Source organism: Streptomyces nigra (assembly GCF_003074055.1).
Classification (GTDB): Bacteria; Actinomycetota; Actinomycetes; order Streptomycetales; family Streptomycetaceae; genus Streptomyces; species Streptomyces nigra.
The window spans coordinates 6,888,817-6,915,445 of sequence record NZ_CP029043.1 but is presented as its reverse complement, the minus strand read 5'-3'; the positions used below and the strand labels follow the sequence as shown (position 1 = coordinate 6,915,445).

Here is a 26,629-nt window from a genome sequence, read left to right as displayed (position 1 = left end):
GGGCCGGGGCCCGGCGCACGGCCGGGCCCCGGTGGGGGGTCAGAGGGAGGTCGGTACGTCGATCCGGTCGATGTCCGGCGCGTAGCCGGTCCCGCTGTCGAACGTGATCGTGTTGCTGCCGGCCTTGAGCTTCACGGGCACGTACACGCTGTTGACGGTTCCCCAGTCGCCGGTGGAGGCGAACCGGTGGGAGGTGCCGCCGCCCCCGTTCGCGGAGACGAGGACGGACCTCGGGTCGCCGCTGACATAGGCGACCTCGACCTGGTAGACGCCGGTCTCGGGGACGACCACGTCCTCGACGGTGACCTTGCCGCCGGTGTAGAGGTTGCCGACCTTGTGGCCGTCGGAGCAGGCGGAGCAGCCGGCCACGACGGCGTTGCCGGCGAGGGTGCCCGCCTCGGCCTCGTGGGCGGTCCAGGCGAGCCGGGTGCCGCGCGGGGTGACGGTGAACAGACGGGAGCCGTGCGCGGGGAGGGCCTGGGTGATCTTGTCGGTGCGGGTGCCGAGATTCTCCTTGTTCCACACGTCGCGGACCGTGGCGCGGCCCTTGAAGCCGAGGGCGGCCCAGTTCGCGGTGACGGCGGCGGGCGCGTCGGCGAGGTTGAACAGGGCGACGGTGTAGGTGCCGTCGGGGTTCTTCGCGGCCCACACCTGCTGGGCGTCGGACGTGGTGACGGGCTCGGCGGGCGGGGCGTCGCTCTGGTTGATCGCGATGACCTCGCGGTCGGTGAGCAGCTTCAGGCCGTAGGAGTCGAGCCGGGTGAGGTCGTCACCGGTGAAGAGGGGGGACTTGGCGATGGCCCACAGGGTGGCGTAGCTCTGCCGCTCGGCCTTGGTGAGGCCGTCCATCTCGCCGTTGCCGACGTTGAGGGAGTCGAGGTCGTTCCAGCCGCCGGGACCGGCGTGGTCGGTCCAGGCGGGGGCGTCGTCCCAGCGGTCGTCGACGGAGTTCTCCCAGGAGACCAGCGTGTTGCAATAGCACTCGACGTCGGTGTCGATGCGCCAGCCGTTGGAGTACTTCTTCCAGTCCTCGACGTGCCCGTAGTCCAGGGACCAGGACAGCTCCAGGTGGATGGGGCGGCCGGTGGACTCGATCGCCCTGTGCCAGGCGGCCACGTCGGGGACGTTGTCGTAGTTGTCGCCGCTCTTGAAAGAGCCGGGGCCGACGCCGTCGAGCTTGAGGAAGTCGTAGCCCCAGTCGGCGAACATCCGCGCCTGGGAGTCGATGTACTTCTGCGCGCAGGGGTCCGAGAAGTCGATCTTGTAGGCGCTGTCCCAGCCGTTGGTGGTGCGCAGGTCGTCGTACACGATGTCGCCGGTGGTGCAGCCCTCGGCGTTCCAGATCGGGTTCTTCCCGTCGCCGTAGGCGCCCTTCTCCAGGCCGACCGGCAGATAGATGCCGGCCTTGAGGCCCTTGGCGTGGATGCGGTCGGCGACCGCCTTCATACCGCTCGGGAAGCGCACCGGGTCGGCCTGCTGCCGGCCGTACTCGTCGAAGTGCGGCTGCCAGGACCAGTCCATCCACCAGCCGGCGTCGATGTTGACGTACTCGTAGCCGTACTTCTTCAGTTTGGCGGCCATGGCGTCGGTCTGCTTGAGGACGTTCGCCTCGGAGAGGTAGCTGTAGTCGCCTTTCGGGTTGAGGCCCGGGTACTTCGACGACTGCATGGTCCAACTGGTCCAGCCCATATAGGGCTTGGCGGCGACGGAGGGCGCGGCCGGGGCGGGCGGGGGCGCGGCGGCGGTGTCGGCCCGGGCGGCGGGGACGGCGGCGGTGACACCGGCGGTGAGCGCCAGCACCACGAGGGCTCTGAGGGCGCGTGCGGGCAGGGCGGAGTACGAGGATGACCGCATGGGTCGTACCTCCAGGGGGTCGGTTCAGCGGCTCGGGGGCTGGTCGTCGGCTCGGATGAAGGACTGGATCGCGGTGGCGGCGGCCCCGCGCGCCCACTCCTCGAAGGGCAGCGGGCGGGTCTTGACGTCGCACCGGGCGGCGGAGCCGAACGCGGCCGCGGCGAAGGCGTCGCGGATCTGTTCGGCGAACAGGTCGTAGGCGGCGAGGCCCTCGCCGGAGATGATCACGCGTTCGGGGCCGAGCAGATTGGCCACGGTGGCGATGCCTCGGCCGATGGCCTCGCCGGCCCGGGCGTAGGCGTCGCGCGCCGTGGAGTCCCCGGCATGCGCGAGGGCGACGGCCTCGGCGACTCCGGCGACCTCGACGCCCGCGGTGTCACGGATGCGGCGGAGGATGGCGGCGTCGCCCGCGATCGCCTCCACGCAGCCCCGGTTGCCGCAGTGGCAGGGCGGTCCGGCCGGATCGACGGTCACATGGCCGATCTCCCCGGCGACACCGTGGGCGCCGGCGACGACCCGGCCGTGCACGACGAGGCCGCAGCCGATGCCGGCGCCGACGGTGACCACGGCGAAGTCGGACAGTCCGACCCCGGCGCCGAACCACTGCTCGGCGACGGTGAGCGCGCGGACGTCGTTGTCGACGGTGACCGGCAGACCGGTCGCCTTTTGGAGGAGGCCGGCGAGGGGGATGTCCCGCCACTCCAGAAACGGCGACCAGCGGACGACGCCGGCCGCGCGGTCCACGTCTCCGGAGACGGCGACACCGACGCCGAGGACGGGGGTGCCCGACTTCTCGGCCTCCGTGCGCAGTTCGGCCACCAGGTCGGCGACCCGGGCCAGGACGTCCTCGGCCTCCCGTCCGGGGAGCGGGGCGTGCCGGGCGGCGCGGATCCGGCAGCACAGGTCGGTGAGGACGGCGATGATCTCGTCACCGGTCACCTTGACGCCGACGAACAACGCCCGGGAGCCGTCGACCCGCACCGGGTTGGCGGGCCGGCCGAGCGCGGGGCGGGTCTGCTCCTCCGCCTCCTCCACCAGGTATCCCGCCTCGATCAGCGGGCGGACCGCCTTGGTGACGGCGGCCGGAGACAGCCCGGCCCGGCGGGCCACCTCCAGACGGGTGATCGGCCCGTGGCAGAGGACCGTCGTGAAGATCTGCGCGGCGGCCGGCGTGTGCGCCGGGAACGTCTCGGCGTCGCGGATCGAGGACATGCCGGGAACCTAGAGTCATTATTTTCCGCCGTCAATAAAAGAAGCAGGATTGATTCGCGGCGGCCACTCGGCGCCCGACGACTCCCTCCCGGTGACGGAACATGTGTCCAACTGTGCGTCGTGCGCGGCGATCTGACGGCATAGGAGAAAGTTGTGCCGGACGCACACGATGATCGACGAACGCCGCTCCTCGGGGCGGCGACGGGAGGAACACCGGATGGTCTCAGCAACGGCGGCCAGGGCGACGGCAGCGGCGGCGGCCCTCGTGACGCTCATGACCTTGCCCGCCCACGCGGCGGTGCCCGGCACGCGGGCGGAGGCCCTGCCCGCGCCGGACGCCACGGGCGTGTGGAACGTGCTGCGCACGGCGCAGCGGCAGGGCGCGCCCGGCGCGATCGCCCGGCTCGACGACGGGGACACGGTCCGCTGGGCGGCCGTCGGGGTGGCCGACCGCGGGACCGGACGCGCCCTCGGCAACGCCGACCGGTTCCGCATCGGCAGCGTCACCAAGACCTTCTCCGCGGTCGTCCTGCTCCAGCTGGCCGACGAGGGGGAGCTGTCGCTCGACGCGCCGGTGAACCGCTATCTGCCGAAGCTGCTGCCCGACGACCGCATCACGGTGCGGCATGTGCTCAGCCACCGCAGCGGACTGTACGACTACACCAACGACATGTTCGCCAAGACGGTGCCCGGCTTCGAGGCCGTCCGCACCAAGGTCTTCACCTACCGCCAGTTGGTGAAGCGCTCGCTGGCCGAGCCCCGCACCACCGCGCCGGGCGGCGCGTACTCGTACTCCAACACCAACTTCGTGGTCGCGGGCCTGCTCATCGAGAAGCTGACCGGGCACCCGGTGCGGACGGAGTACCGGGACCGGATCATCGGCCCGCTGAAGCTGAAGGACACCTTCTACGTGCACCCGGGCACGAAGATCCCCGGCCGGCACGCCCGTGGCTACCTCACCCCGGACACCGCGGGCGCGGCGCTCGTGGACTCCACCGAGCAGACGGTGTCCTGGGCCCAGAGCGCGGGCGCGGTCATCTCCACCACGAAGGACCTGCACCTCTTCCTGTCGGCTCTGCTGGGCGGCCGGCTGACGTCCAGGGCGGGGCTGGCCGAGATGCGGCGAATGGTGCCGGCGGGCACCGGCCAGGCGTACGGGCTCGGGCTGCGGCGCCGCGATCTGTCGTGCGGGGTCTCGGTGTACGGGCACACGGGCGCCGTCCAGGGCTACTACACGGTCGCGTTCGCGTCGAAGGACGGCAAGCGCAGCCTGACGGCACTCGCCAACACGTCCAACAACGGCACGGTCCTCACCACGATGCTGGGCGCGCTGGAGTCGGCGTTCTGCGGCAAGAAGACCAAGGCGCGGACGCGGCCGCCGCGCGCCGAGCGCTACGAGGACGTGGCACCTTCGGTACCGGTGAACCGGCCTGTCACCGGCGGGTCCTGACGGGCGATCACCGAGCGGTCCGTCGGGTTGACCCGGCGGACCACCGTCGCGCACCGGCCGATTCCGCCGCGATCTTGGCGGAAGGGGGCCGTCCGGGACACGATGCCCGCCATGAAGGGTGACCTCTTTTCCAGCGAGCACATGGTCGGCCCCGCCACCGCGCCGGGCATGACCGTCGAGAACGCCAAGACCATCCGCTACGCGGTGAACGGCGAGATGCACGCCCGGCAGGGCGCGATGATCGCCTATCGCGGCAATCTGCAGTTCGAGCGCAAGGGCCAGGGCGTGGGCGGCATGCTCAAGCGGGCCATGACCGGTGAGGGCCTGCCGTTGATGGCGGTGCGCGGGCAGGGCGAGGCGTGGTTCGCGCACGAGGCGCAGAACTGCTTCATCGTCGAGGTCGAGCACGGCGACGAGTTCACGGTCAACGGCCGCAACGTCCTGTGTTTCGACGCCTCGTTGTCGTACCGGATAGCGACGGTGAAGGGGGCGGGCATCGCCGGGGGCGGCCTGTTCAACAGCGTCTTCACCGGGCAGGGCCGGCTGGGCCTGGTGTGCGAGGGGTCCCCGCTGGTCCTTCCGGTGTCCCCCGAGTACCCGGTGTACGTGGACACGGACGCGGTGGTCGGCTGGACGGCCGGGCTGCGGACCTCGCTGCACCGGTCGCAGTCGCTCGGCTCGATGCTGCGCGGCGGGTCCGGCGAGGCGGTGCAACTGATGCTGGAGGGCCAGGGGTACGTCGTCGTACGGCCGAGCGAGGTGACGCCCCAGCAGAGCTGAACCCCTGGCGCGAGGTGATCTGCGCCTCACGAGCAACCCCGCCCGATCCTTCGACGTCTTGATCGACGACAAGTGAAGCCCTGGCCTCCTCTTCCGGCCAGGGCTGGTTCTTCACGCTCTATACACGCCATGTATACACGTCACGTATACGCACCATGTATACACCGAGCGTATACATGACGTGTATGCCGATCGAAAGGCATCGATGTACGGCAAGGCTTTCGCCCCGGAGTACCAGGGCGCTCTGACCACCCTGTCCGTGAACGCGTCCCTCACCGACGTACTGGCCGCCGGCACCGAGCAGTTGAGAGCCGCCGAGCGGGCCGGGGAGCACGGTGAGGCGGCCCGTTCGGGCCTCGCGGTCGCCGAGGCGCACCGGCGGCTCGGGCAGGTCGCGGACGCCGAGCGGGCCTGGAAGAAGAGCTACCGCGCCGCCCGCTCGGCCGGTGACGAGGCGGCCATGGCCTGGGCCCTGTGGAGCGGCGGCACCCTGGCCCGCCAGCGCGGCGCGTTCCCGCTGGCGCGGCGGCTGCTCCAGCTCGCGGCGGACCTCGGCGAGCGCTCCGGTGACGTCGTGGTCCGCGGCTACTCGCTGGCCGGGCTGGCCGAGACCGGACGCATCCAGGGCGACTACGACGCCGTCCACCGGCTGCACGAGCAGCTGCTGGCCGAGGCCCGGCGGCGCGGCGAGGCCCGGCACACGGTGTGGGCACTGGAGGGCATCGCGCAGATCCACCGGAACACCGGGTCCCACGACACCGCGTACGCCCTGTTCGAGGAGGCCGCCGAGATAGCCGCGCGGGCCGAGGACCGGCGCGGGCACGCCTGGGCGCTGCGCGGCCTCGCCGATGTGGTCTCGGTGCGCGACGGCGACACCGAGCGGGCGCTGTCGCTGCTGTCCGAGGCCGAGGCGACGTGCCGGGCGATGCGGCTGACCAGCGCGCTGGCCTACAACCACAAGATGCGCGGCAACGTCCTCTACCGCGCGGGCCGGCACGAGGAGGCACGGGAGCAGTACGCGCTGGCGCTCGCGGAGTTCCGGGAGATGGGCGAGCCGCGAGGGGAGGCGCTGTCCCGGCTGGGACTCGCCAAGGCGCTGGCGCGGCTGGGGCGGGACCGCGCCGAGACGGCGGCCGAACTCGCCGACCTGGCCGGGGTGATGGACCGGATCGGGCTACGGCACGCCCGCGCGATGGTGGCGCAGGCCCAACAGGAGTTCTGCTCCGGCGAGCCGGCCGAGGCGGGCGCGGGTGCGGCGGGCGTCGGCGCGGAGGCGGCCGGCGCGGGCACGGGGACGGCCGGCGCGACCGCGGAGACGGGCGGCGTCGGCGCGGAGACGGCCGGCGTCGGCGCGGAGACGGCGGGCGTCCGGTGAGCGCGCTTCCGACGCCGGTCCGGGCGCCCGAGAGCGCCCCTCCGGCCGCCGCCGTCCACCGCACCCTGGAGCGGTGCCGGGCCCTGGTGGCGCCCGCGCTGCGGGACGCCGTGGCGGGCTCGCATCCCTGGGTCGGCGAGATGGCGGCCTACTCCTTCGGCTGGTGCGAGGTGGGCGGTGCGCCGTCCCGCTCCTCCGGCGGGAAGGGCGTACGGCAGGCCCTGGCCGTGCTCGGCGCCGAGGCGGCCGGCGCGTCCGGAGCGGCCGCCGTGCGGGGAGCGGTCGCGGTGGAACTGGTGCACGCCTTCTCGCTGTTGCACGACGACATCATGGACGGCGACGAGGCACGGCGCCGCCGGCCCACCGTGTGGAAGGCGTACGGCACCGGGCCCGCCGTCCTCGCCGGGGACGCGCTGTTCGCCCTCGCCGTGGAGACGCTCGCCGACGCGGGTGCCCCGGCGATGCGGCTGCTGTCGCGGGCGCTGCGGGACCTGGTGCACGGACAGGCCGACGACCTGCTGTTCGCGTCGCGCCCCTGGACCGGTCCGGAGCGGGTGCGTCTTCGGGAGTACCGGACGATGGCCGAGCACAAGACGGGTGCGCTGCTGGGGTGCGCGGTCGCGCTGGGCGCCGCCCTCGGCGGGGCGCCGCCCGCGACGGTGGCGGCACTCGACCGGGCCGGACGGCATCTGGGCGTCGCGTTCCAGGCCGTGGACGACGTCCTCGGCATCTGGGGCGACCCGGCGGTCACCGGCAAGCCCGTGCACGGCGATCTGCGCGAGCGCAAGAAGACCTTCCCGGTGCTGGCGGCGCTCGACTCCCCCGCCGCCGGCCGCCTGTCCGCCCTGCTGGAGTCGTCCGCCGCCCCGTCCGAGATCGCGGACCTGATCGACCGGGCGGGCGGGCGTACGGCGACCCTGGCGGAGGCCCGGCACCAGGCGGCGGCCGCCCGCGCGGCCCTGGACGCCGTACCCCTGGCACCCGGCCCCGCCGCCGAACTGCGCGCCCTGCTCGACTTCGTGATCCGCCGCGAGCAGTGAGCGCGACGCCGCCGGTCCCACCGCCGTCGACCGGCGGCACCCCGGGCACCCAGCCCCCGGGCCACCGGCTTGACCAGGGGCGGATCGCGAGGAAGGGTGCCAGACGGTGCGGGCGTCGGCCCGTACCGGAAAGGTGAGTGTCTTGATCGGGATCTCCGATGTCGAAGCCGCGGCCCACCTCGTCGCCGGGCATGTCGTCCGTACGCCTACCGTGTCCAGTCCGGGCCTGTCCGCCCTGCTCGGCGTGCCGGTGACGGCGAAGCTCGAACTCCTGCAGCGCACCGGCTCGTTCAAGGCGCGCGGCGCCACGGCGAAGCTGCTGTCGCTCACCGAGGCCCAGCGCGCGGCCGGGGTGGTGGCGGTCAGCGGCGGCAACCACGGGATCGCGCTGGCGATGACGGCCGCCGCCCTCGATGTGAAGGCGACCGTGGTCATGCCGCGCACGGCGCCCGCAAGGGCCGTCGAGATCGCCCGGGACGCCGGGGCGTCGGTACGGCTGACGGACGACATGGACGGCGCCTTCTCGCTCGTGACCCGGCTGCGGGACGAGGGCCTGACCCTGGTGCACCCCTTCGACGACCCGCTGGTGGTCGCCGGCCAGGGCACGGTTGGGCTGGAACTCGCCGAGGAAGCCGGTGAGTTGACGGACGTCGTGGTCAGCGTCGGGGGCGGCGGGCTGATCGCCGGTGTCGCGGTGGCGCTGCGGGCCAGGCGTCCGGACGTACGGATCTGGGGTGTGGAGACCGAGGGCGCCGAGGCGATGTCGGCGGCGCTGGCGGCGGGCGGCCCGCTGCCGGTGAAGCTGTCGTCGATCGTGTCCACGCTGAGCGCGCCGAGCGTCTCGCAGCTGACGTACGACCATGTGTCCGCCCTCGTGGACGAGGTGCTGGTGGTCCCGGACCGGGAGGCGGTGCGCGGGGTGCTCGACTTCGCCGAGCACGCCAAGGTGTGGACGGAGCCCGCGGCGGGCGCCCTGCTGCCGGCCGCGCGGCGGGTGCTGGAGCGGGTCGGGGACGGCGCACGGCTCGGTCTGGTGGTGTGCGGCGGCAACGCGACGACCGCGGATGTCGGCCGCTGGGCGGAGGATTTCGGCCTTCACTGAGCATTCCCGGCGGAATTCCCCTGCCTTTTCGAAAGCTTACTCCAGCGTCAGGAAAGCGGGGAAGAGAGAACGCCCTTTCCATGGCCTTTCGTTGAACGGACCGGGTGACGGCTCCCGTACTTCCTGTGAGATATGGGAGCCAGGTGTTCAGCGAGGGATGGCCATGGTCAAGGCACGCGTCTCCACTTCCGAGTCGGTCGCCGGACGGTACCGCCTCGTCGATGTCGTGCATCGCGAGACGAACCGGGTGAGCTATTCCGGCGAGGATCTGGAAACCGAACACGCGTGCCTTCTCACCCAGATCGGCCTGCCCCTCGACCAGGATGCCGACAGCGCACGGCGGGCGTCCTCCCGCATTCTGCGGACGTCGGAACGGATGGCGCTGCTGCGGCCCGGCCGGGTGGCCGCCGTCCTGGACGTCGTCGAGGACGCCGGGAGCCTGTGGATCGTCACCGAGTGGATCGAGGGCACGCCGCTCGGTGAACTCCTCACCCGGCAGGGCACGTTCGACTACACCCGGACCGCCCGGATCGGCCTGGAGCTGCTGGACGTCCTGGAGGCCGCGCATGTCGCGGGCATCACGCACGGCGAGCTGAGCCCCGGCCAGGTGTTCGTGGGCGAGGAGGACGCCGTCGTGGTCACCGGGTTCGGGCTGGCCGGCGCCACCCTCTCGCCGCGCCTCGCGGCACCGTCGTACGCCTCGCCCGAGCAGGCCCGTGACGAACGCGTCGGGCCCGCGTCCGACCTGTGGGCGCTCGGCGCGATCCTCTACTCGATGGCCGAGGGCCGTCCGCCGTACCGGGAGCGGGACCGGCCCGAGGCCACCCTGAAGGGCGTGGACCGGCTGCCGCTGCGCGCCCCGGTGCGGGCCGGCCCGCTCACCCAGGCCGTGCAGGGCCTGCTGCGCAAGGACTCCCGGGAGCGGCTGGGCAGATCCGTGGTCCGCGACGCCCTCGTCCGCGTCCTGCGCGAGGAGCCCGGGGCGGCCCTCGAGGACGAGGCGCGCCCCCGGTCCGGGGCCGGGCTCCTGGGCGGCGGACGCACCCTGCTGTTCGGTATGGCCCTGGCCGTGGTCACCGTCGCCGCGGCCGTCCTCGTCGCGACCGGTGGCGGCGACTCGGACGCGCCGGAGGCCGCCGCGAGTCCCACCCCGACCGCCGGGACGGGCGGCGGCGCCGCACCCGCGCCCAGCGCCCCGCCGTCGGACACGGGCACACCGAGCCCCGGCCTCCCCGCCGGCTACCGCACGTACACCTCCCCCGACGGCTTCTCCGTCGCCCTGCCGCAGGGCTGGAAGCCGCTGTCCACGACCCGGGCCGCCGATCTGGCGTACCGGGTGTTCCTCGGCACCGAGGACGACCCGCGCCGGCTCGCCGTCACCTACAGCGAGCGTCTGGAACCGGACCCGGTGGCCGTCTGGCGGGACGACGTGCAGCCCGCGCTGGCCCGGTCGGACGGCTTCCAGCGGATCGGGCAGATCGAGGCGACGACCTACCAGGGGTACGAGGCCGCCGACATGGAGTGGCTGTCGCAGAAGAACGGCGTCCAGGTGCGCACGTTCGGGCGGGGCTTCCTCCTGGACGACCACCGCGGGTTCTCGCTGCGCTGGTCGACGCCGGCGCAGGACTGGGACACCCCGGGCAACCGGGAGGCCCTGGACGTGTTCCTGCGGACCTTCCGGGTGCCCGGGGACTGAGCCGTCAGGCCGGGGCGCACATCCTGAGCAGGCGCGAGCCGTGCAGGGGCTCGGTGCGCCAGCGGGCGGTGAAGGCGCGCTCCTTGAGCGAGCAGGTCACCTCCAGGTGGTGCGGGGTCTCCAGGAAGGCGACGTCGAGGGCGAGGGTGTCGGCGTCGGTCCAGCCGCCGCTCACCGCGGTGGGCACCGGCCCCTCGGTGACCGTCCACCCGGGGCCGCCGAGCCGCACCCGCAGCGGTTCGCCGTCCTCGGTGAACGTCAACTCCCAGCCGCCGTCCCGCTCGGTGAGGTCGACGGCGCTCACCCTCGGCAGGGCCGCGTGGACCTCGTCGCCGGGGCTGAAGGCGCCGTGCCAGGACTCGGCCCGCTCCACGGGCGCCGGTTCGCCGGGGGCGGGCGGCAGGGCGAGGGCGGCCAGCCGGTGGGCCAGGGCCCTTTCGGCCTGCTCGGCGCCGTCCGCCGGGGCGCCGCCGAACGCGGGCAGCAGATGCTCCCAGACGAGGTTCAGCAGGCCCGGCATGTCCCAGGTGTCGGCGGTGGTCACCACCACCGCGTCGTGCTCGGGCAGCACCACGCAGAACTGGCCGAGGGCGCCGTCGCCGCGATAGCCGTGCCGGGACATCCAGAACGACAGGCCGTAGCCCCGCTGCCAGTCGTCGCCGGGCATCCCGCCGGCCGACGGGATCTGGGCGCGGGTGGCCTCGGCGACCCACTCCTCGGGCAGCAGCCGTTCGCCCTCCCAGACGCCACCGCGCAGATACAGCAGGCCGAGCCGGGCGACGGCGTCGGTGGTGGCGTGCAGTCCGCTGAAGCCGAGTTCGCGGCCGTCGCGGTGGCGCAGCCAGGCCACGTCGCCGATGCCGAGCGGGTCGAACAGGCGGGGCCGCAGATAGTCGGTCAGCGACTGCCCGCTCACCCGCTGGACCACGGCGGACAGCGTGAAGGTGGCGGGCTGGTTGTACGCGAACACCGTCCCGGGGTCGTGCGGCGGCGGCTCCAGCAGGAACCCGCGGACCAGGTCGTCGCGGTCGCGTTCCCGCGCGGCGAAGATCATGTCGGTGTCGTGCCCGGTGGCCATGGACGCCACGTGCCGCACCAGGACGGCCCGGCTGCGCGGGTCGGTGATCTCCGCGTCGAGCTCGGGGAAGAAGGAGATCACCGGGTCGTCGAGCCGGAGCAGCCCCTCGCGGGCGGCGATGGCGGCCGCGGTGGCCGTGAAGCTCTTGCTGATCGAGTAGAGCAGGTGCCGGCGCCCGGCGGTGTACGGCGCCCACCACCCCGAGGCCACGACGTGGTCGTGCCGCAGGATCATCAGGCTGTGCGGTTCGACGCCGGGGGCGGCGTCGACGGCGTCGAGGAAGGCGAGGACACCGGAGGCGTCGACACCCTGGGCGGAGGGCGGGCTCGAGGGCAGCGGGCGAACAGACATACGTGCATCCTGCACCGGCGCCCGGACCGGAGCGAAGGGTTTCGCGCCCCGCGTTCCGCGCCCCCGTCGGCCGTGCCCCGTTTTCGACCAGGGTGTCCGGGGACTCGGGCCCCATGGTGCAGATCGGATACACGATGATGACCGAACAGGCCGGCCCCCGTGAGCTGGTCGACCACGTGGTCCGCGCCGAGGAGGCGGGCTTCGACTTCTCCGTCACCTCCGACCACTACTTCCCCTGGCTGCGCTCGCAGGGGCACTCGCCGTACGCGTGGGCCGTGCTGGGCGCCGCCGCCCAGGCCACGTCCCGGATCCCGCTGATGACGTACGTGACCTGCCCGACGTTCCGCTACCACCCGGCCGTCGTGGCGCAGAAGGCGGCGACCCTCCAGCTGCTGTCCGAGGGCCGGTTCCGGCTGGGACTCGGCTCGGGCGAGAACCTCAACGAGCACGTCGTGGGCGGCGGCTGGCCGTCGGTGGACGTGCGGCACGAGATGCTCGAGGAGGCGGTCGAGATCATCCGGGCGCTCTTCGAGGGCGGGCACGTCAATCACCGGGGTACGCACTTCGACGTGGAGTCGGCGCGGCTGTGGGACCTGCCCGACGAGCCCGTACCCATCGGTATCGCGGTCTCCGGCGAGCGCTCGTGCCGACTCGCGGGCCGGCTCGCCGACCTGGTGATCGCCACCGAGCCCAAGCCGGAGCTGCTGTCCTCGTTCGACCGGCACGGCGGTACGGGCAAGCCCCGGGTGGGCCAGCTCCCGGTCTGCTACGACCCCGACCGGGACGCGGCGGTCAAACGCGCCCACGACCAGTTCCGGTGGTTCGGCAGCGGCTGGAAGGTCAACTCCGAGCTGCCGCACCCGGACTCCTTCGAGGGGGCCACGCAGTTCGTCACCCCGGACGACGTGGCGGAGGCCACCCCGTGCGGCGACGACCCGGACGCCTTCGTCGAGGCGGTCCGCCCGTACGCGGAGGCCGGGTTCACCGAGATCGCCCTGGTCCAGATCGGGGGCGACGCGCAGCTGCCGTACCTCGACTGGGCGCGTACGACGCTGCTGCCCGCGCTGCGGAGCGCCTTCGGCTGACCGGGCGCCCCCGTCCGCCGCCGCTCACTCGGTGTCGGTGTAGCGGCGGCGGGTCCACAGGGGCAACACGAACCAGCACACGATGTACCAGATGACGATGCCGGTGACGATCCACGGCACGGAGTCGTCGTGCGTGGCGACCCGCAGGATGAGCAGCAGCGAGGACGCCATGGTGATCAGGAGCAGAACCAGGCCGACCAGGGTCAGCCGGGACGCCCACTCCACGGCCTGGGGTTTGATCCGGCGGCCGGACACCAGTCGGTGCAGCGACACCGGGCCGATCAGGGTGCCGGTGGCGGCGGCCCCCACGACGACGGTGAAGATGTAGATCGACTGGTCCATGGACCGCAGGTCGTCGTACTTCGACGTGAACACGACGGTCAGCAGGAAGCCGAAGAGGATCTGCACGCCCATCTGGGCCACGCGCACCTCTTGAAGGAGCTCGACCCACATGCGGTCGGCCCGTTCGTCCTCGGTCTCGTTGCGTCCTCTGCGCCTGGTCGTGCCGTCCTCGGTGTCCGTCACCGTGTCCTCCCGCGTCCTGACGAGGCGAGCCCTCAGAACGCGGGTACCCGCTGGGCGGGGTCCTGTCCCGGCCCCCCGCCCAGTGGGGCCTCACCAGCGGCTCTCGACCTGGTCCTTGATCCGGCGGTCGTAGAGGTCGCGGATCGCGGTGAGCGTGTCCTCGCCGAGGTCCGGCAGCGCGGCGGCGGCCGCGTTGGCGCGGGCCTGCTCGGGCGAGCGGGCGCCCGGGATGACCGTGGTCACGCCGGGCTGCTGGACGATCCAGCGCAGCGCCAGTTGGGCCGGGGTCCAGCCCTGCGGGGCGAGCGCGGAGAACTCGGCCGCGGCCTCGACGCCGGTGGCGTAGTCGACGCCGGAGAAGGTCTCGCCCTGGTCGAAGGCCTCGCCGTGCCGGTTGTAGGTGCGGTGGTCGTTCTCGGGGAAGACGGTCTCCTTGGTGTACCGGCCGGACAGCAGCCCGGACGCCAGGGGCACCCGGGCGATGATGCCGACGCCCGCCTCACGGGCCGCGGGCAGCACCTCCAGGAGGGGCTTCATCCGGAACGCGTTGAGGATGATCTGCACGCCGGCCACACCGGGCCGGGCGATCGCGGCGAGCGCCTCGGCGCAGGTCTCCACGCTGACGCCGTAGTGCGCGATGCGCTCCTCCGCCACCAGGGTGTCCAGGGCGTCGAAGACCTCGTCGGTGGAGTAGACGGGGGTCGGCGGGCAGTGCAGCTGAACCAGGTCGATCCGGTCCGTGCCGAGGTTGCGCCGCGACCGGTCGTTCCAGGCGCGGAAGTTGTCCAGGACGTAGTTCTCGGGGATCTGGTCGACGCGGCGGCCCATCTTGGTCGCGACGAGGATGTCCAGGTCGGGCCGGTCGCGCAGGAACCGGGCGATGGTCTGCTCGCTGCGTCCGTCGCCGTACACGTCGGCTGTGTCGAAGAAGGTCACCCCGGACTCGGCCGCCGCCTCCAGCACGCCCTCGGCCTGCCGGTCGTCGACGTCTCCCCAGTCCGCGCCCAGCTGCCAGGTTCCGAGGCCGATGACGGACGCCCGCAGGCCCGCCCTGTCGAATGCACGCTGTTCCATGGCGTCAGTGTGTCATTCAGGATTCAAGTACGCGGAACGGACCCCTCCGAGTACGGCCTGACGGACCTGGCCTGCACGGTGCGCGCGACCCTCGGCCCGAGCCAGCGCTTGAGCCGCCGCAGCGTCTCCATCTGCCCGGCCGCCCGGTCGATCCGGTAGTACAGCTGCGGCGGCACATGGGGCAGCAGGGGCGAGTGGCGCTGCCCCAGCAGGGCGAACATCTGCTGCGGGGGCAGCTGCATGTACCGGGGCAGGTTCTCGTACCACAGGGCGCTGTAGCGGGCGGCGCTCTGGACGGGCAGCAGGGCCCGCCTACGCTCGTCCTCGTAGCGGGCGAGGGCACGCGGGAGCGTGGGCTGCTCGTACAGGGCGGCGGCCAGCGCCATGGCGTCCTCCAGGGCGAGTGTGGTGCCGGCGCCGATGGAGTAGTGGGTGGTGTGGGCGGCGTCGCCGAGCAGGACGAGGTTGCCGCGCTGCCAGGTGCGGTTGGTGAGGGTGCGGAAGTGCAGCCACTGGGCGCCGCCGGTGCCGGACGGGCGGCCGCGCAGGGGATGGCCCTCGAGGACGTCGGCGAACAGCTTCTCCAGCAGGGCCAGTCCGTCGGCCTCGCTCGCCCGGTGCAGGCCGAGCCCGGTGAAGGTCTCGGGGGAGCACTCGACGACACAGGTGCTGGCCCCGGGTCCGAAGCCGTAGCCGTAGCACCAGATCCAGCCGTGGGCGGTCTCCACGAAGGAGAAGGTGAAGGCGTCGAAGACCTTGCTGGTGCCGAGCCAGACGTAGCGGTTCCGGCCCATGCTGATCCGCGTCCCGAAGTGGTCGGCGTACTGCGCGCGCAGGGTGCTGCGCACCCCGTCGCACGCCACCACGAGGTCGGCGTCGGGCAGGGCGTCCGGGGTGATCTCGTGCTCGAAGTCGAGGTGGACGCCGAGCGAGCGGGCCCGGTCGGCCAGGATCTCCAGGAGCCGGTGCCGGCCGATGCCGTGGCCCTCGTCGCCGGGCTGGCGGGCCGTCAGGTCCCGGACATGGGCGACGCCCTGGTTCCAGCGGACCGAGCTCGCCTCGATGGCGCGGGCGGTCACGGGGTCCTGCGCGTGGAGCCGGTCGAGCAGACCGCGCCAGTAGGTGACGCCCCAGCCGTAGGTGGTGCCCTCCGGGTTGCGCTCGTGGACGGTGACGTCGTGGGACGGGTCCCGCAGCTTGAGCAGGATCGAGAGGTACAGCCCGGCGGGTCCGCCGCCTACGCACGCGACCTTCACACTCACCCCTATAAATGCACTAATCGGTCATTTCGGACCGCAGAGTAGCAGGAGGCGGGGCGGATTCCGCGCTGCCGTGGATCACGCCACTTTTCCGGGGCGGTTCCACCCACCGATCCCGGCGCGACGAGCGAAGGACCGCCGCCAAGGCGCCCCGCCGGAGAAGGAATTACCCGTTCCGCGCAGGTCGCACCCCACACCCGGGCAAGATCATCTTGGTTCAACCCTGCACGACATGTGCACACTTGTCCGGATCGGACCCAACCGCTCCCGCGCGGTTTCTCCCGCTCTCGTCCGGCCCGATAGGCATACGGAGTCACCACCCGAACGCATCATCGAACGCACCCGGGAGATCCGTATGCCCGAACTCAGCCGGCGTCAGGCGCTCACCACCGTCGCCGCCCTCGCCACCGCGGCCGGTGTCGCCGCCGCCCCCGCCACCGCCGCCCCGGCGGCCGCGGGCGGACACCACGATCCGCACTCCCCCGCCCCCTTCGACGAGGTCTACCGCGGCCGCCGGATACAGGGCCGCCCGGCGACGGGCGGCCACGCCCACCACGGCGCCGGCTACGCCGTGCACATCGACGGCGTCGAGCTGCATCTGATGCGCAACGCCGACGGCACCTGGATCAGCGTCGTCAGCCACTACGACCCGGTGCCCACCCCGCGCGCCGCCGCCCGCGCCGCCGTGGACGAGCTGCGGGGCGCGGCCCTGCTGCCCTTCCCCGCCAACTGAACCGCCGCACCCGCACCTTGGAGCACCAGCCGACATGACCGTCCGCAAGAACCAGGCCGCCCTGACCACCGACGAGAAGCGTCGCTTCGTCGACGCCGTCCTGGAGCTGAAGCGCAGCGGCCGCTACGACGCGTTCGTCACGACCCACAACGCCTTCATCCTCGGCGACACCGACCACGGCGAGCGCACCGGGCACCGCTCACCGTCGTTCCTGCCCTGGCACCGCAGATTCCTGCTCGAGTTCGAACGCGCCCTGCAGGAGGTGGACGCCTCGGTGGCACTGCCCTACTGGGACTGGACCGCCGACCGCTCGCTGCGTTCCTCGCTGTGGGCGCCGGACTTCCTCGGCGGCACCGGGCGCTCTCTGGACGGCCAGGTCATGGACGGGCCGTTCGCCACCCGGGCCGGCAAGTGGCAGATCACCGTCCGTGTGGACGGCCGTACGTTCCTGCGCCGCTCGCTGGGGACGGCCGTACGGGAGCTGCCCACCCGGGCCGAGGTGGAGTCGGTGCTGGCCATGCCGACGTACGACATGGCGCCGTGGAACAGCGCGTCGGACGGGTTCCGCAACCATCTGGAGGGCTGGCGCGGGGTGAACCTGCACAACAGGGTCCACGTCTGGGTCGGTGGGCACATGGCGACCGGTGCGTCCCCGAACGACCCGGTCTTCTGGCTGCACCACGCCTACATCGACAAGCTGTGGGCCGAGTGGCAGCGGCGGCACCCCGGTTCCGGCTATCTGCCGGCGGCCGGGACCCCGGACGTGGTCGACCTGAACGAGACGATGAAGCCGTGGAACGACACCCGGCCCGCCGATCTGCTCGACCACACCCCGCACTACACCTTCGACACCGACTGAGCGCCTGGCGCCCGGCCGGTCAGGCGTCGGCGGTACGGCACTCCGGGTGGCCCCAGCCCTGGGCGTTCTTCGCGATGGACTCCCCCGCCGCGTAGCCGCGCCCGCAGACGCACCGGCCGGGGAACTTGGCCTTGATGGTGCGCGCGGAGGAGCCGTTGCGCCGGGCGGGCGCGGCCTTGCGGCGCGGTGCCTTGGCGGCCGGCGTGTCCGGGGACGGCGGCGGCTCGGGCGAGCCGAGCGCGCTGCCCGCGGGCTCCTGCACGACGGCGGCCTGGCTGGCGGCTCGGTCGGCGAAGTCGTTGAGCGGGTCGCCGTCGACCTGGTGGGCGGGGACGTAGCGGAACTCCACGTCACGGCCGTCGAGCAGATCGTCGATGCGGACCACGAGGTCCTGGTTGGCGACCGGCTTGCCCGCGGAGGTCTTCCAGCCGTTGCGCTTCCAGCCGGGCAGCCAGGTGGTGACGGCCTTCATGGCGTACTGCGAGTCCATGCGGATCTCCAGCGGTACGTCAGGGTCGGTCGCGCTGAGCAGCCGCTCCAGGGCGGTGAGCTCGGCGACGTTGTTGGTGGCCTTGCCGAGCGGGCCCGCCTCCCAGCGCTCCGGTGCCTCCGCCGGGCCGGCCACGACCCAGGCCCAGGCCGCCGGCCCGGGGTTGCCCTTCGAAGCCCCGTCGCACGCGGCCACCACACGTTCACGCATGCGTCCGATCATGCCATGGGCCGGCGGCCCGCCCGGAATCCGATCGAGGTGGCTCAGGACACCTCGGTCGTCTTCGGCATCTCGCCCTCGGTCGTGGTGACGTCGATCACCGAGAAGTTGGCGCCCTGCGGGTCGGTCAGCGCGGCCATCCGTCCGAACGGCGAGGTCATCGGGCCGAACCGGAGCACCGCGCCCTGCTTGACCGCGCGGGCGACGGCGTCGTCGCAGTTCTCCACGGTGAAGTAGACGTTGATGTAGGAGGGGATCTCCGGCGGGAACTCCTCGGTCATCCGCATCCGGCCGAGGACCATGTCGTCCCCGATCGAGAAGACGCGGAAGTCCATCTCGTCGTCCTCCATCTGCCGGGCGGTGTAGCCGAACACGGCGGACAGGAACGCGTCCGCCTTCTCCGGCTCACGGGTGAAGACCTCGCCCCAGCAGTACGCTCCCGGCTCCTCCATGGGCGCCTCGAAGCCCACATGGGTGCCGGGCTGCCACAGGCCGAAGACGGCTCCGCTGGGCTCACGGGCCAGGCACATCGTGCCGAAGTCGCCGACCGCCATCGGCTCCATGAGGATCTCCCCGCCGTTCTCCCGGATACGGGCGGCGGTCGCGGCGGCGTCGGAGGCGGCGAAGTACAGACACCACTGCGACTGGCCCTCCTGCCCCGGCATCGGCGGTACGACCGCGGCGGCGGCCTTGTCCTGGGCGTAGGCCTGCGTGTAGTTGCCGTACTCGGACGACGACTCCCCGAACGTCCAGCCGAGGACGTCCCCGTAGAAGTTCTTGGCCCCCTCGAGGTCGCTGAACATCGCGTCGGCCCAGATGGGGGTTCCGTCAGGTTTCACGGCCATGGCTGCGGCCCTCTCCCGCTGGGTGGATGGTCCGGTCTCTCACGGTAGTCACGCTGCCGTCGGGCCGCGCGCCGAACGCGGAGTTCCGTTCCAGACTGGGAAAGGGACGGCGACCGAGTCGGCGGACGGGGTGCACGATGGCGGACGGGACGATGCGCGCGTGGTCGGTGACCGAGCCGGGGCCGCTCGACGGCGGCCCGCTGCGGCTGACGAGCAAGCCGGTGCCGGTGCCGGCCGACGACGAGCTGCTGGTCCGGGTCCGGGCGTGCGGGGTGTGCCGTACGGATCTGCACGTCACCGAGGGCGATCTTCCCGTACGGCGGCCCGGCGTCACCCCCGGGCACGAGGTCGTCGGCGAGGTCGCCGGGGCCGGCGCGGCGGTGCGCGGCTTCGAGCCCGGCGAACGTGTAGGGGTGGCCTGGCTGCGGCGGACCGACGGGACGTGCGCGTACTGCCGGCGGGACGCGGAGAACCTGTGCCCGGCCTCCTCCTACACCGGCTGGGACGCGGACGGGGGGTACGCCGCGTACACGACCGTGCCGGCCGCGTTCGCCCACCGGCTGCCGGGCGGCCTGGACGACGTGGACCTCGCCCCGCTGCTGTGCGCCGGGATCATCGGCTACCGGGCGCTGCGGCGGTCGGCGCTGCCGCCGGGCGGACGGCTCGGGCTGTACGGCTTCGGGGGCAGCGCCCATCTGTGCGCGCAGCTGGCGCTGGCCGAGGGCGCCACCGTGCACGTCCTCACGCGTGGGGCGGCGGCACGGCGGCTGGCCCTCGACCTGGGCGCGGCCTCCGCCGGGGACGCGTACGCGATGCCGCCCGAGCCGCTGGACAGCGCGATCCTGTTCGCCCCGGTCGGCGATCTGGTCCCGGTGGCGTTGCGCGCCCTGGACCGGGGCGGCACGCTGGCGATCGCGGGCATCCACCTCACCGACATCCCGCCGCTCGGCTATGAGCGGGAACTCTTCTACGAGCGCCAGGTGCGCAGCGTCACCGCCAACACCCGGGAGGACGCCCGTGAGTTCCTGGCACTGGCCGCGCAGCACGGGGTGCGGGCGACGACCCACCCGTATCCGATGTCCCGGGCGGACGAGGCGCTGCGGGATCTGAAGGAGGGGCGGTTCGACGGGGCGGCGGTGCTCGTGAACGATCTCTGACGGCCCGTCAAAGTCGCCTGTCCAGTGGCCTGTCGGGGGCTTCCGTATCGGGCACGGCTGTGCTTGCCTGGGGGCCCATTCGGTGTCCGGGGCGGGAGCCGCCGTATGCGCAGGCCGTGGTGCGTGGGGATCGTGCTCGGTGTCGCGCTGCTCGCCGGCTGCGGCGATCCGGCGTCCCGGCCGGGGTCCGCGCCGCCCGAGACGCCGGCCGCCTCCGCCACCACCCACCAGCGGGCGCCCGCCTCACCCCGGGGCGAGGCCAGGCCCGCGCCGGCGAGGCCGCCCACGGTGCTGTACCTGGGCGACTCCCTCGCCATGGAGGCGCAGCGGGTCCTCGGGCAGGAGGTGCGCCGGGAGCTGCGGGCGGACTACTCCGGCGCCCCGTACTCCGGCACCACGCTGTGCGACTACCTTGAGGGCACGGGCGCGCGGTCCCTGGTGCCGGCCGCGGACAAGGCGGCGGCGCTGGTGCGGCGGCTGCGGCCGGACTTCGTGGTCCTGCAGTTCTGGGGCAACTCCTGGGGCTACACGCCGTGCATGGGCGGCATCACCCATGACGCCTCGCCACGGAAGTACTACGCGCGCTACGCGGCCGACATGGAGCGGCTCGGCGGCCAGATCGAGGCCGCGCACGACGGGGCCCGGATCGTCTGGGTGCTCCAGGGGCCGGACCCGATCACGCCCGACCGCATCCGGCGCGTCAACGCCCTCTACGAGCGGCGGGCCGCCGCCTCCGGCGACCTCGTGGCCGACGCGGGGGCGGCGGTGAGCGCGGCCGGGGCGCGGCACACCTGGGTCCGGCACCTGCCGTGCACGCCCTTCGAGCGGGCCCATCCGCCGTACTGCACGGAGCCGGGCCGCGACCGCACGGCGCTGCACCGCGCGGACGACCATCTGCACTTCTGTCTGGCGCCGACGACCACGACGCCGAAGCCGTGCCCCGTCCGCTCCCCCGGCATCCTGCGAATCGCCCGGGAGATCACCGCCACCCTCCGCACCGCCCGGTGAACGGGGGTCACTCTCCGGCGTAGGCCCGCTCCAGGGCGGCGATGTCGAACTTGCCCATCGACATGAACGCCTTGGTGACCCGGGCGGCCTTCTCGGGGTCCGGGTCGGCGATCATGTCCTGCAGCCGGGCCGGGTTGACCTGCCAGGACACCCCGAACCGGTCCTTGAGCCAGCCGCACGGACCGGGCTGGCCGCCGTTCTCGGTGAGCCTGTCCCAGTAGTAGTCGATCTCCTCCTGGGTCTCGCAGGAGATCATGAAGGAGGTCGCCTCGCTGAACGTGAACTCCGGCCCGCCGTTGAGTCCGAGGAACCTCTGCCCGTCGAGGGTGAAATCGACCGTCATCACGCTCCCAACCGGCTGCATCGCGCCCTCCGGGTAGCGCGTGACACGGCCGACGCCGGAGTTCTCGAAGACGGAGGTGTAGAAGTGGGCCGCCTCCTCGGCCTGGCCGTCGAACCAGAGACATGTGGTGAAGCCGTCGCCTGCCATGGGGTACCTCCCGGGGGTCGTCCGCTGTCACGAGTGTCGACCGGCCGCCCGCCCGAAACTCATCGCTCGGCCGCGCGGATTCCTTCCCAGACGCCTTCCCACAGGCGGGAAGGCACTCAGTTCCCTCATCCCGGTGCACTGAGTGTCATATGAGTCGGCCGCGGGTGCTACGTTCGCGTTCATGAGCTCCACGAGCGCCGCGCCCGGCCGCGGCGAGAAGCCCCCGATGCGGGACGCCCTGGTCGCGGCGGCCTTCCGGCTGTTCCTGGAGCGGGGGTACGAACAGACCACCGTCGACGACATCGTGGCACTGGCCGGCGTCGGACGACGGTCGTTCTTCCGGTACTTCCCGTCCAAGGAGGACGTGGTCTTCCCGGACCACGAGCGGTGCCTGGCCGACATGGAGGCGTTCCTCGCCGCGGGCGACGCGACCGATGAGCCGGTACGCCGGGTGTGCGACGCGGCCCGTCTGGTGCTGGGCATGTACGGGGAGAACCCGACCTTCTCCGTGCAGCGCTACCGGCTCACCAAGCAGGTGCCGGGGCTGCGGGCCTACGAGTTGTCGGTGGTGCGGCGCTACCAGCGGGCGCTGGCCGGGTATCTGCGGGCCCGGTTCGCCGGCCGGTCCGACGGGACGCTGCGCGCGGACGTGATCGCCGCCGCCGTGGTCGCCGCGCACAACAACGCGCTGCGCTCCTGGCTGCGGTCGGACGGGCGGGGCGACGCGGGCGCCGAGGTGGACCGGGCGCTGGCGTATGTGCAGTCGACGTACGCGGAGGCCCCCGAGCCGCCGCGGGCCGCCGCGGCGGAGGCCGACGGCGATGTCGTGGTGGTCGTGTCCCGCCGTGACGCGCCGCTGTGGCGGGTGGTCAAGGAGCTGGAGACCGTACTCGGACACGGCTGACGGGGCCGTCCACACGGCCCCCGCAATCTTCTCGAAATCCAGGGAACGCAGTGCCTTTACGAGTGGCACTCAGTGCCATACTCTGAGGCCGTGCACGGCGGCACCGCGAGCCGCGCACAGGCGTGCCCGGGTCTCCGCGCACGCGGGATTTCCGGTCGAGCGCAGGGAGTTGAGCAGCGTGTATCACCACTCAGGCAGCGTGGCCGGCCGGATCACCGGCTCCGGGACCGGCGTGCTCGACGCGACGGACACGGGCACGGACGCCCTTCGCTATCAGCGCTGCACCTGGTGCGGCACCGCGATGTACCACCGGCTGCTCTGCCCGGTGTGCCAGGGCAGCGATCTGCGCACCGAACGCAGCGAGGGCGTCGGCACGGTCCGGCACTCCACCGTGGTGCACCGCAACACCCCCGCCGCGCGCAATGTCTCCCTGGTCGAGATGGCCGAGGGGTTCGTCGTACGCGGCCGGGTCATGGGCCCGCCCATCGGCATCCACAGCGGGGACCGGGTCCGGCTGTCCACGGCGAAGGACCCGGTGCGCGGCGAGCCCGTGTTCCAGCTGGTCGACGAGCCCTACCGCGCCTGGACCTGACCGGGCTCCGGCGCCGGGCCCGGTGTGATCCGCACGCCGACGGTGCCCTTCACACCCCGGCGCAGCCGGCTGCCGAGCAGGGTGAGGCGGCCCATGATCCCGTACTTGCGGGCGATGAGCCGGCGGTAGCGGGCGCTGGTCGCCTCGTCGCAGATCTCGGCGGTCGCCGGGACCTGCTCGCCGGTGGGGCGTCCGCGCAGGTCGCACGGGCCGATCAGGACGTCGGAGCGGGCCCGGATGCGCTTGACCTTCCAGGAGTCGGCGGCCGTCCAGGCGCCGAGGGCCTCCCCGTCCCGGACCACCCAGACCGGCGTGGGCACCCCGGTGCCGTTCTTGCGATAGCTGGTGATGAGCAGGTACTTGCCCGCTCCGAGCCGGTCCAGCGACGAGTCGTCCATGGCCGCAGTCTAAGGAGTGCGGCTCCGGAACGAGATCACCGGCACGGTGAACACGGCGGGGCCCGGGTGCGTATGAGTCGGCGGGTGCTCAACTCCGGGAGGGCCCCGCGGCGTTCGCGCCGCGCTGTACCTGGTTCGGGAGCCATGCATGAGGCACGCACGACGACGTCTCGTCCGGCGGGTGACACGGCTGGCGGCCGTCGGCGGACTCCTCCTCGGGGGGACGATGGTCACACGCGCCGTGGCGAGCGAGCCCGCCGGCCCCTCCGCGGTGCCGCGGACCTTCGCCGAGTCCGCCACGCCGGGCCCCGGGGGTGAGCTGGTCGCCCGTCTGGGCACCTCCCGTACGGCGGGCAGCTGGATCGGCGACGACGGCAGGCCGGTCGTCGCGGTCACCGACCAGGAGGCGGCCACCGCGGTCAGCGGGGCGGGCATGAAGCCGAAGATGGTCGAGCACAGCATGGACGAGCTGAAGTCGGCGACGGCGACGCTGCGTTCGGCGCCCCGCGTGGCCGGCACCGCCTGGGTCGTGGACTACCGCACCAATGAGGTCGTCGTCCGCGGCGACAGCACCGTCTCCGCCGGCGACTGGTCGCGGATGACGGACATGGCCGAGGACATCGGCGGCTTCGTCCGCATGGAGCGCACCGAAGGTACGTTCACCACCCGGATCAACGGCGCGCAGCCGCTGCTGTCGACGGCCGGGCGCTGCTCGGCCGGGTTCAACGTCACGGACGGGCGGCGCTTCTTCATCCTGACCGCCGGGCACTGCGGGCCGGACGGATCGGTGTGGTTCGCCGACAGCTCCGGCACCGACCAGATCGGGCGGACCGAGCGGCAGAACTTCCCCGGCGCCGACTACTCGCTGATCAAGTACTCGGCCGGCGACCCGGGCGCCACGCCGGACGTGGTGTCGATCGGTGGCGGCAAGGGCGTGCGCATCACGGGTGCCGCCGATCCGGCCGTCGGGCAGCGCGTGTTCCGCAGCGGCAGCACCAGCGGGCTCCGCGAGGGCGAGGTGACGGCGCTCAACGCCACCGTCAACTACCCGGAGGGGACGGTGACCGGCCTCATCGAGACGAACGTGTGCGCCGAACCGGGGGACAGCGGCGGGCCGATGTTCTCCGAGGGGGTGGCGCTCGGCGTGACGTCGGGCGGCAGCGGCGACTGCCAGTCCGGCGGTACGACGTACTTCCAGCCGGTGACGAAGGCGCTGGCCGCGCTGGACGTACAGCTGCTGGTGTCGGAGGAGGGCGGGAAGAAGGGCGCGGCGCCCGCGCCGGCACCGTCGCAGGGGGCGGGTGCGCCGGCCGACGCCTCGCCGGGGTCGTCGGTGCCGGTGACCGGTGAGCAGGCTGCCACGCTGCTGGCGCGGCTGGCGGACCCGAACAACGTGGGTCCGGGGCTGCTGGTCGTCGCGGGGAGCATGGTCGCCCTGGTGGCGACCCGGTTCATCCGGGCCGAGCAGGACCGCAGGGAGTACCGGCGGTACTACTCGGCGACCTGGAGCTGACGCGGGCCGGGAGAGGAGACCGCGAGGGCGGCTGGGGCGGGTCGCGCCGAGGAGGGGCGGGGCCCGCCGCGGCCGGCGGTCAGGCCGCCTTGGCCGGCTGGGGGGCCACCGCGGCCCACTCCATGACGAGGCGCTGGTACTCCTCGCGCTGCTCGACGCTCAGTGTCCCGCCCGCCCGGCGCCACAGCGCCCGGATCTCCTCGTTGACCTCGTCAGCCGACCTGTCGGAGGCGAATTCAACAGTGGTGGACATGTTGTGAAGCATACGATCCCGCAGGTGAAGGCGCTGTGAGTAAGCGCACCCAAGGCGGGCATATCGGACCGTGTCGCTGATCACGTCATCATCCGCCCCGGGGCGGCGGGTTCAGCGGTCGGCCGTCCCCAACACCAGGACCTGGATGGCGAGTACGGCCGCGCCACGGGCCCAGTCGTGGAAGTCGGACACCTTCGTCTCCAGCGCCACCGGGGCCGCCAGCGGGTGGCGTTGCGCACGCATGGTCCTCGTCACAGTGTCCCCGGCCACATCCATCAGGCCCACCCCCTCGCCCGCGAGCAGGATCTTCTGCGGCAGCACGAAGTTGGCGATCTGCGCGACCAGCGTGCCCAGCGCGCGGGCCGCCTCCTCGATCACCCGGGCGGGCATCGGCTCGCCCTCGGCGGCGGCCTGGAGGATCTCCTCCCAGCCGTGGTCGACGCCGGTGGCCGCCCGCACCTGATAGCGGATGTTCGGGATGGTCAGCAGCGAGACCGCGCTGCCGCGCGCCCCGTCGGGGGTGAGCGGGCCGTACGGGTCGAGGATCCAGTGCCGGCCGAACCCGCGGTCCTCCTCCGCGTACGGCACCCGCCGGCCGCCCAGCACCAGGCCGTAGCCGATCCCGGCGCCGATGGTCAGGACCACGAACCGGTCGAGGCCGCGCCCCGCGCCGAACCAGGTCTCGGCCTCGACGAGGGCGGCGACGTCGTTCTCCACGACGACCGGCAACCCGGTGCGTCGCGCGACGAGTTCGGCGAGCGGTACGTCGCGCCAGCCGAGGAAGGGCGACTCGCCGACGACGGAGCGGTTCTCGACGAGGCCGCCCACGCCGATGCCGATCCCCGCGATCCGGGGGTGCCGGGCGGCGAGCTCCTCGGTCATCTCCCCCAGCAGCTCCACGGCTTCGGCGGGCTCGCGGGTGGTGAGGGGCCGGTCGTGGCGGACGACGATGTCGCTGCGCAGGGTGGTGACGACGCCGTAGACGGTGTCCTCGGTGATCTTGAAGCCGAGGAAGGAGCGGGACTCGGCGACGACGTCCAGCGGCTGGGAGGGGCGGCCCTGACGGGCCTCCAGCACCTCGCCGGCCTCGGGGACCTCGACGAGCAGGCCCGTCTCGATCAGCGGCTTGGTCAGCCGGGTGACGCTGCCCGCGGACAGGTCGAGGCGGCGGGCCAGTTCGGTGCGGGACAGGGGCCCGGCGAGAAGCACCTCGATCGCCACCGCGCGTTCACCGGGGCTCAGCGGACGCCAGCTGTCGACTGCTGCGGTCATGGTCGTCAGACTCCC

Annotated in this window: 26 protein-coding genes; 14 read left to right on the top strand and 12 right to left on the bottom strand. The window is 72.9% G+C overall.

The window, feature by feature from the left end:
• Window positions 1-39: 39 nt before the first annotated feature.
• A complete protein-coding gene (locus tag DC008_RS31835; RefSeq protein ID WP_108709950.1) occupies window positions 40-1,854 on the bottom strand; it encodes an alpha-galactosidase D in 1,815 nt (604 codons plus the stop codon).
• A 24-nt stretch (window positions 1,855-1,878) separates the two neighbouring features.
• The gene (locus DC008_RS31830) at window positions 1,879-3,066 is read right to left on the bottom strand and encodes an ROK family transcriptional regulator (protein ID WP_108709949.1); all 1,188 of its coding nucleotides are present in this window, start codon (window positions 3,064-3,066) and stop codon (window positions 1,879-1,881) included.
• A 217-nt stretch (window positions 3,067-3,283) separates the two neighbouring features.
• Between DC008_RS31830 and DC008_RS31825 the strand changes: the two genes are divergently transcribed.
• From DC008_RS31825 to DC008_RS31800, 6 genes are all read left to right on the top strand, one after another.
• Window positions 3,284-4,516 carry a serine hydrolase domain-containing protein gene (locus DC008_RS31825; RefSeq protein WP_108710960.1) on the top strand — a complete coding sequence of 411 codons (1,233 nt, stop codon included), beginning with the start codon at window positions 3,284-3,286 and terminating at the stop codon, window positions 4,514-4,516.
• 111 nt (window positions 4,517-4,627) lie between these two features.
• The gene (locus DC008_RS31820) at window positions 4,628-5,296 is read left to right on the top strand and encodes an AIM24 family protein (RefSeq protein ID WP_108710959.1); all 669 of its coding nucleotides are present in this window, start codon (window positions 4,628-4,630) and stop codon (window positions 5,294-5,296) included.
• Window positions 5,297-5,501: 205 nt separating this feature from the next.
• Complete coding sequence (locus DC008_RS31815) at window positions 5,502-6,671, top strand: tetratricopeptide repeat protein (RefSeq protein ID WP_108709948.1); 1,170 nt, start codon at window positions 5,502-5,504, stop codon at window positions 6,669-6,671.
• Window positions 6,668-7,711 (top strand): polyprenyl synthetase family protein, encoded by a 1,044-nt coding sequence (locus DC008_RS31810; protein ID WP_108709947.1) that lies wholly within the window; start codon window positions 6,668-6,670, stop codon window positions 7,709-7,711. Before DC008_RS31815 ends, DC008_RS31810 begins: the two co-directional genes overlap by 4 nt.
• Before the next feature lie 142 nt (window positions 7,712-7,853).
• The gene (locus tag DC008_RS31805; protein ID WP_108710958.1) at window positions 7,854-8,813 is read left to right on the top strand and encodes a threonine/serine dehydratase family protein; all 960 of its coding nucleotides are present in this window, start codon (window positions 7,854-7,856) and stop codon (window positions 8,811-8,813) included.
• A 157-nt stretch (window positions 8,814-8,970) separates the two neighbouring features.
• On the top strand, window positions 8,971-10,509 hold the full coding sequence (locus DC008_RS31800) for a serine/threonine protein kinase (protein ID WP_108709946.1): 1,539 nt from the start codon (window positions 8,971-8,973) through the stop codon (window positions 10,507-10,509).
• 4 nt (window positions 10,510-10,513) lie between these two features.
• On the opposite strand, the gene DC008_RS31795 is transcribed toward DC008_RS31800, so the two are convergent.
• On the bottom strand, window positions 10,514-11,938 hold the full coding sequence (locus DC008_RS31795) for a serine hydrolase domain-containing protein (protein WP_108709945.1): 1,425 nt from the start codon (window positions 11,936-11,938) through the stop codon (window positions 10,514-10,516).
• Between the two features lie 113 nt (window positions 11,939-12,051).
• Here DC008_RS31795 and DC008_RS31790 point away from each other — a divergent pair, with 113 nt between their 5' ends.
• Entirely contained in the window at window positions 12,052-13,023 is a 972-nt protein-coding gene (locus DC008_RS31790; RefSeq protein ID WP_108709944.1) for an LLM class F420-dependent oxidoreductase, read from the top strand.
• Between the two features lie 24 nt (window positions 13,024-13,047).
• Here DC008_RS31790 and DC008_RS31785 read toward each other — a convergent pair whose 3' ends face one another.
• The 3 genes from DC008_RS31785 to DC008_RS31775 all read right to left on the bottom strand — a co-directional run bounded on the left by DC008_RS31785 (window position 13,048) and on the right by DC008_RS31775 (window position 15,878).
• A complete protein-coding gene (locus tag DC008_RS31785) occupies window positions 13,048-13,548 on the bottom strand; it encodes a DUF6328 family protein (RefSeq protein WP_108709943.1) in 501 nt (166 codons plus the stop codon).
• A 90-nt stretch (window positions 13,549-13,638) separates the two neighbouring features.
• On the bottom strand, window positions 13,639-14,622 hold the full coding sequence (locus tag DC008_RS31780; RefSeq protein WP_108709942.1) for an aldo/keto reductase: 984 nt from the start codon (window positions 14,620-14,622) through the stop codon (window positions 13,639-13,641).
• 23 nt (window positions 14,623-14,645) lie between these two features.
• The gene (locus DC008_RS31775; protein WP_425276570.1) at window positions 14,646-15,878 is read right to left on the bottom strand and encodes an FAD-dependent monooxygenase; all 1,233 of its coding nucleotides are present in this window, start codon (window positions 15,876-15,878) and stop codon (window positions 14,646-14,648) included.
• A gap of 358 nt (window positions 15,879-16,236) precedes the next feature.
• On the opposite strand from DC008_RS31775, the gene melC1 reads away from it, so the two are divergent.
• Window positions 16,237-16,614 (top strand): apotyrosinase chaperone MelC1, encoded by a 378-nt coding sequence (melC1, locus tag DC008_RS31770; RefSeq protein WP_108709940.1) that lies wholly within the window; start codon window positions 16,237-16,239, stop codon window positions 16,612-16,614.
• A 34-nt stretch (window positions 16,615-16,648) separates the two neighbouring features.
• Window positions 16,649-17,473: a tyrosinase MelC2 gene (gene melC2, locus DC008_RS31765; protein WP_108709939.1), complete on the top strand. Its 825-nt coding sequence runs from the start codon at window positions 16,649-16,651 to the stop codon at window positions 17,471-17,473.
• Between the two features lie 19 nt (window positions 17,474-17,492).
• On the opposite strand, the gene DC008_RS31760 is transcribed toward melC2, so the two are convergent.
• Together DC008_RS31760 and DC008_RS31755 are read right to left on the bottom strand one after the other, a co-directional pair.
• Window positions 17,493-18,185: a ribonuclease H family protein gene (locus DC008_RS31760; protein WP_055624424.1), complete on the bottom strand. Its 693-nt coding sequence runs from the start codon at window positions 18,183-18,185 to the stop codon at window positions 17,493-17,495.
• Between the two features lie 41 nt (window positions 18,186-18,226).
• Window positions 18,227-19,027, bottom strand: coding sequence for a VOC family protein (locus DC008_RS31755; RefSeq protein ID WP_108709938.1), 801 nt, complete (start codon window positions 19,025-19,027; stop codon window positions 18,227-18,229).
• A gap of 152 nt (window positions 19,028-19,179) precedes the next feature.
• Between DC008_RS31755 and DC008_RS31750 the strand changes: the two genes are divergently transcribed.
• Together DC008_RS31750 and DC008_RS31745 are read left to right on the top strand one after the other, a co-directional pair.
• A complete protein-coding gene (locus DC008_RS31750) occupies window positions 19,180-20,184 on the top strand; it encodes a zinc-binding alcohol dehydrogenase family protein (RefSeq protein WP_208646138.1) in 1,005 nt (334 codons plus the stop codon).
• A 105-nt stretch (window positions 20,185-20,289) separates the two neighbouring features.
• Window positions 20,290-21,192, top strand: a complete 903-nt coding sequence (locus DC008_RS31745; RefSeq protein ID WP_108709936.1) for an SGNH/GDSL hydrolase family protein — start codon at window positions 20,290-20,292, stop codon at window positions 21,190-21,192.
• A 7-nt stretch (window positions 21,193-21,199) separates the two neighbouring features.
• Here the strand turns inward: DC008_RS31745 and DC008_RS31740 are convergent, their stop codons facing one another.
• Window positions 21,200-21,682 (bottom strand): VOC family protein, encoded by a 483-nt coding sequence (locus tag DC008_RS31740; protein WP_108709935.1) that lies wholly within the window; start codon window positions 21,680-21,682, stop codon window positions 21,200-21,202.
• A 181-nt stretch (window positions 21,683-21,863) separates the two neighbouring features.
• Here DC008_RS31740 and DC008_RS31735 point away from each other — a divergent pair, with 181 nt between their 5' ends.
• Window positions 21,864-22,586, top strand: coding sequence for a TetR family transcriptional regulator (locus DC008_RS31735; protein ID WP_108709934.1), 723 nt, complete (start codon window positions 21,864-21,866; stop codon window positions 22,584-22,586).
• A gap of 178 nt (window positions 22,587-22,764) precedes the next feature.
• Entirely contained in the window at window positions 22,765-23,178 is a 414-nt protein-coding gene (locus tag DC008_RS31730) for a Zn-ribbon domain-containing OB-fold protein (protein WP_055624430.1), read from the top strand.
• Here the strand turns inward: DC008_RS31730 and DC008_RS31725 are convergent.
• A complete protein-coding gene (locus DC008_RS31725; RefSeq protein WP_108709933.1) occupies window positions 23,160-23,576 on the bottom strand; it encodes a PPOX class F420-dependent oxidoreductase in 417 nt (138 codons plus the stop codon). The genes DC008_RS31730 and DC008_RS31725 overlap by 19 nt on opposite strands.
• Before the next feature lie 148 nt (window positions 23,577-23,724).
• Here DC008_RS31725 and DC008_RS31720 point away from each other — a divergent pair, with 148 nt between their 5' ends.
• Complete coding sequence (locus DC008_RS31720; protein WP_108709932.1) at window positions 23,725-25,089, top strand: S1 family peptidase; 1,365 nt, start codon at window positions 23,725-23,727, stop codon at window positions 25,087-25,089.
• A gap of 79 nt (window positions 25,090-25,168) precedes the next feature.
• Here the strand turns inward: DC008_RS31720 and DC008_RS31715 are convergent, their stop codons facing one another.
• Together DC008_RS31715 and DC008_RS31710 are read right to left on the bottom strand one after the other, a co-directional pair.
• Window positions 25,169-25,354, bottom strand: a complete 186-nt coding sequence (locus DC008_RS31715; protein ID WP_055624433.1) for a hypothetical protein — start codon at window positions 25,352-25,354, stop codon at window positions 25,169-25,171.
• A gap of 99 nt (window positions 25,355-25,453) precedes the next feature.
• Window positions 25,454-26,614: an ROK family transcriptional regulator gene (locus tag DC008_RS31710; protein ID WP_108709931.1), complete on the bottom strand. Its 1,161-nt coding sequence runs from the start codon at window positions 26,612-26,614 to the stop codon at window positions 25,454-25,456.
• Between the last annotated feature and the right edge of the window lie 15 nt (window positions 26,615-26,629).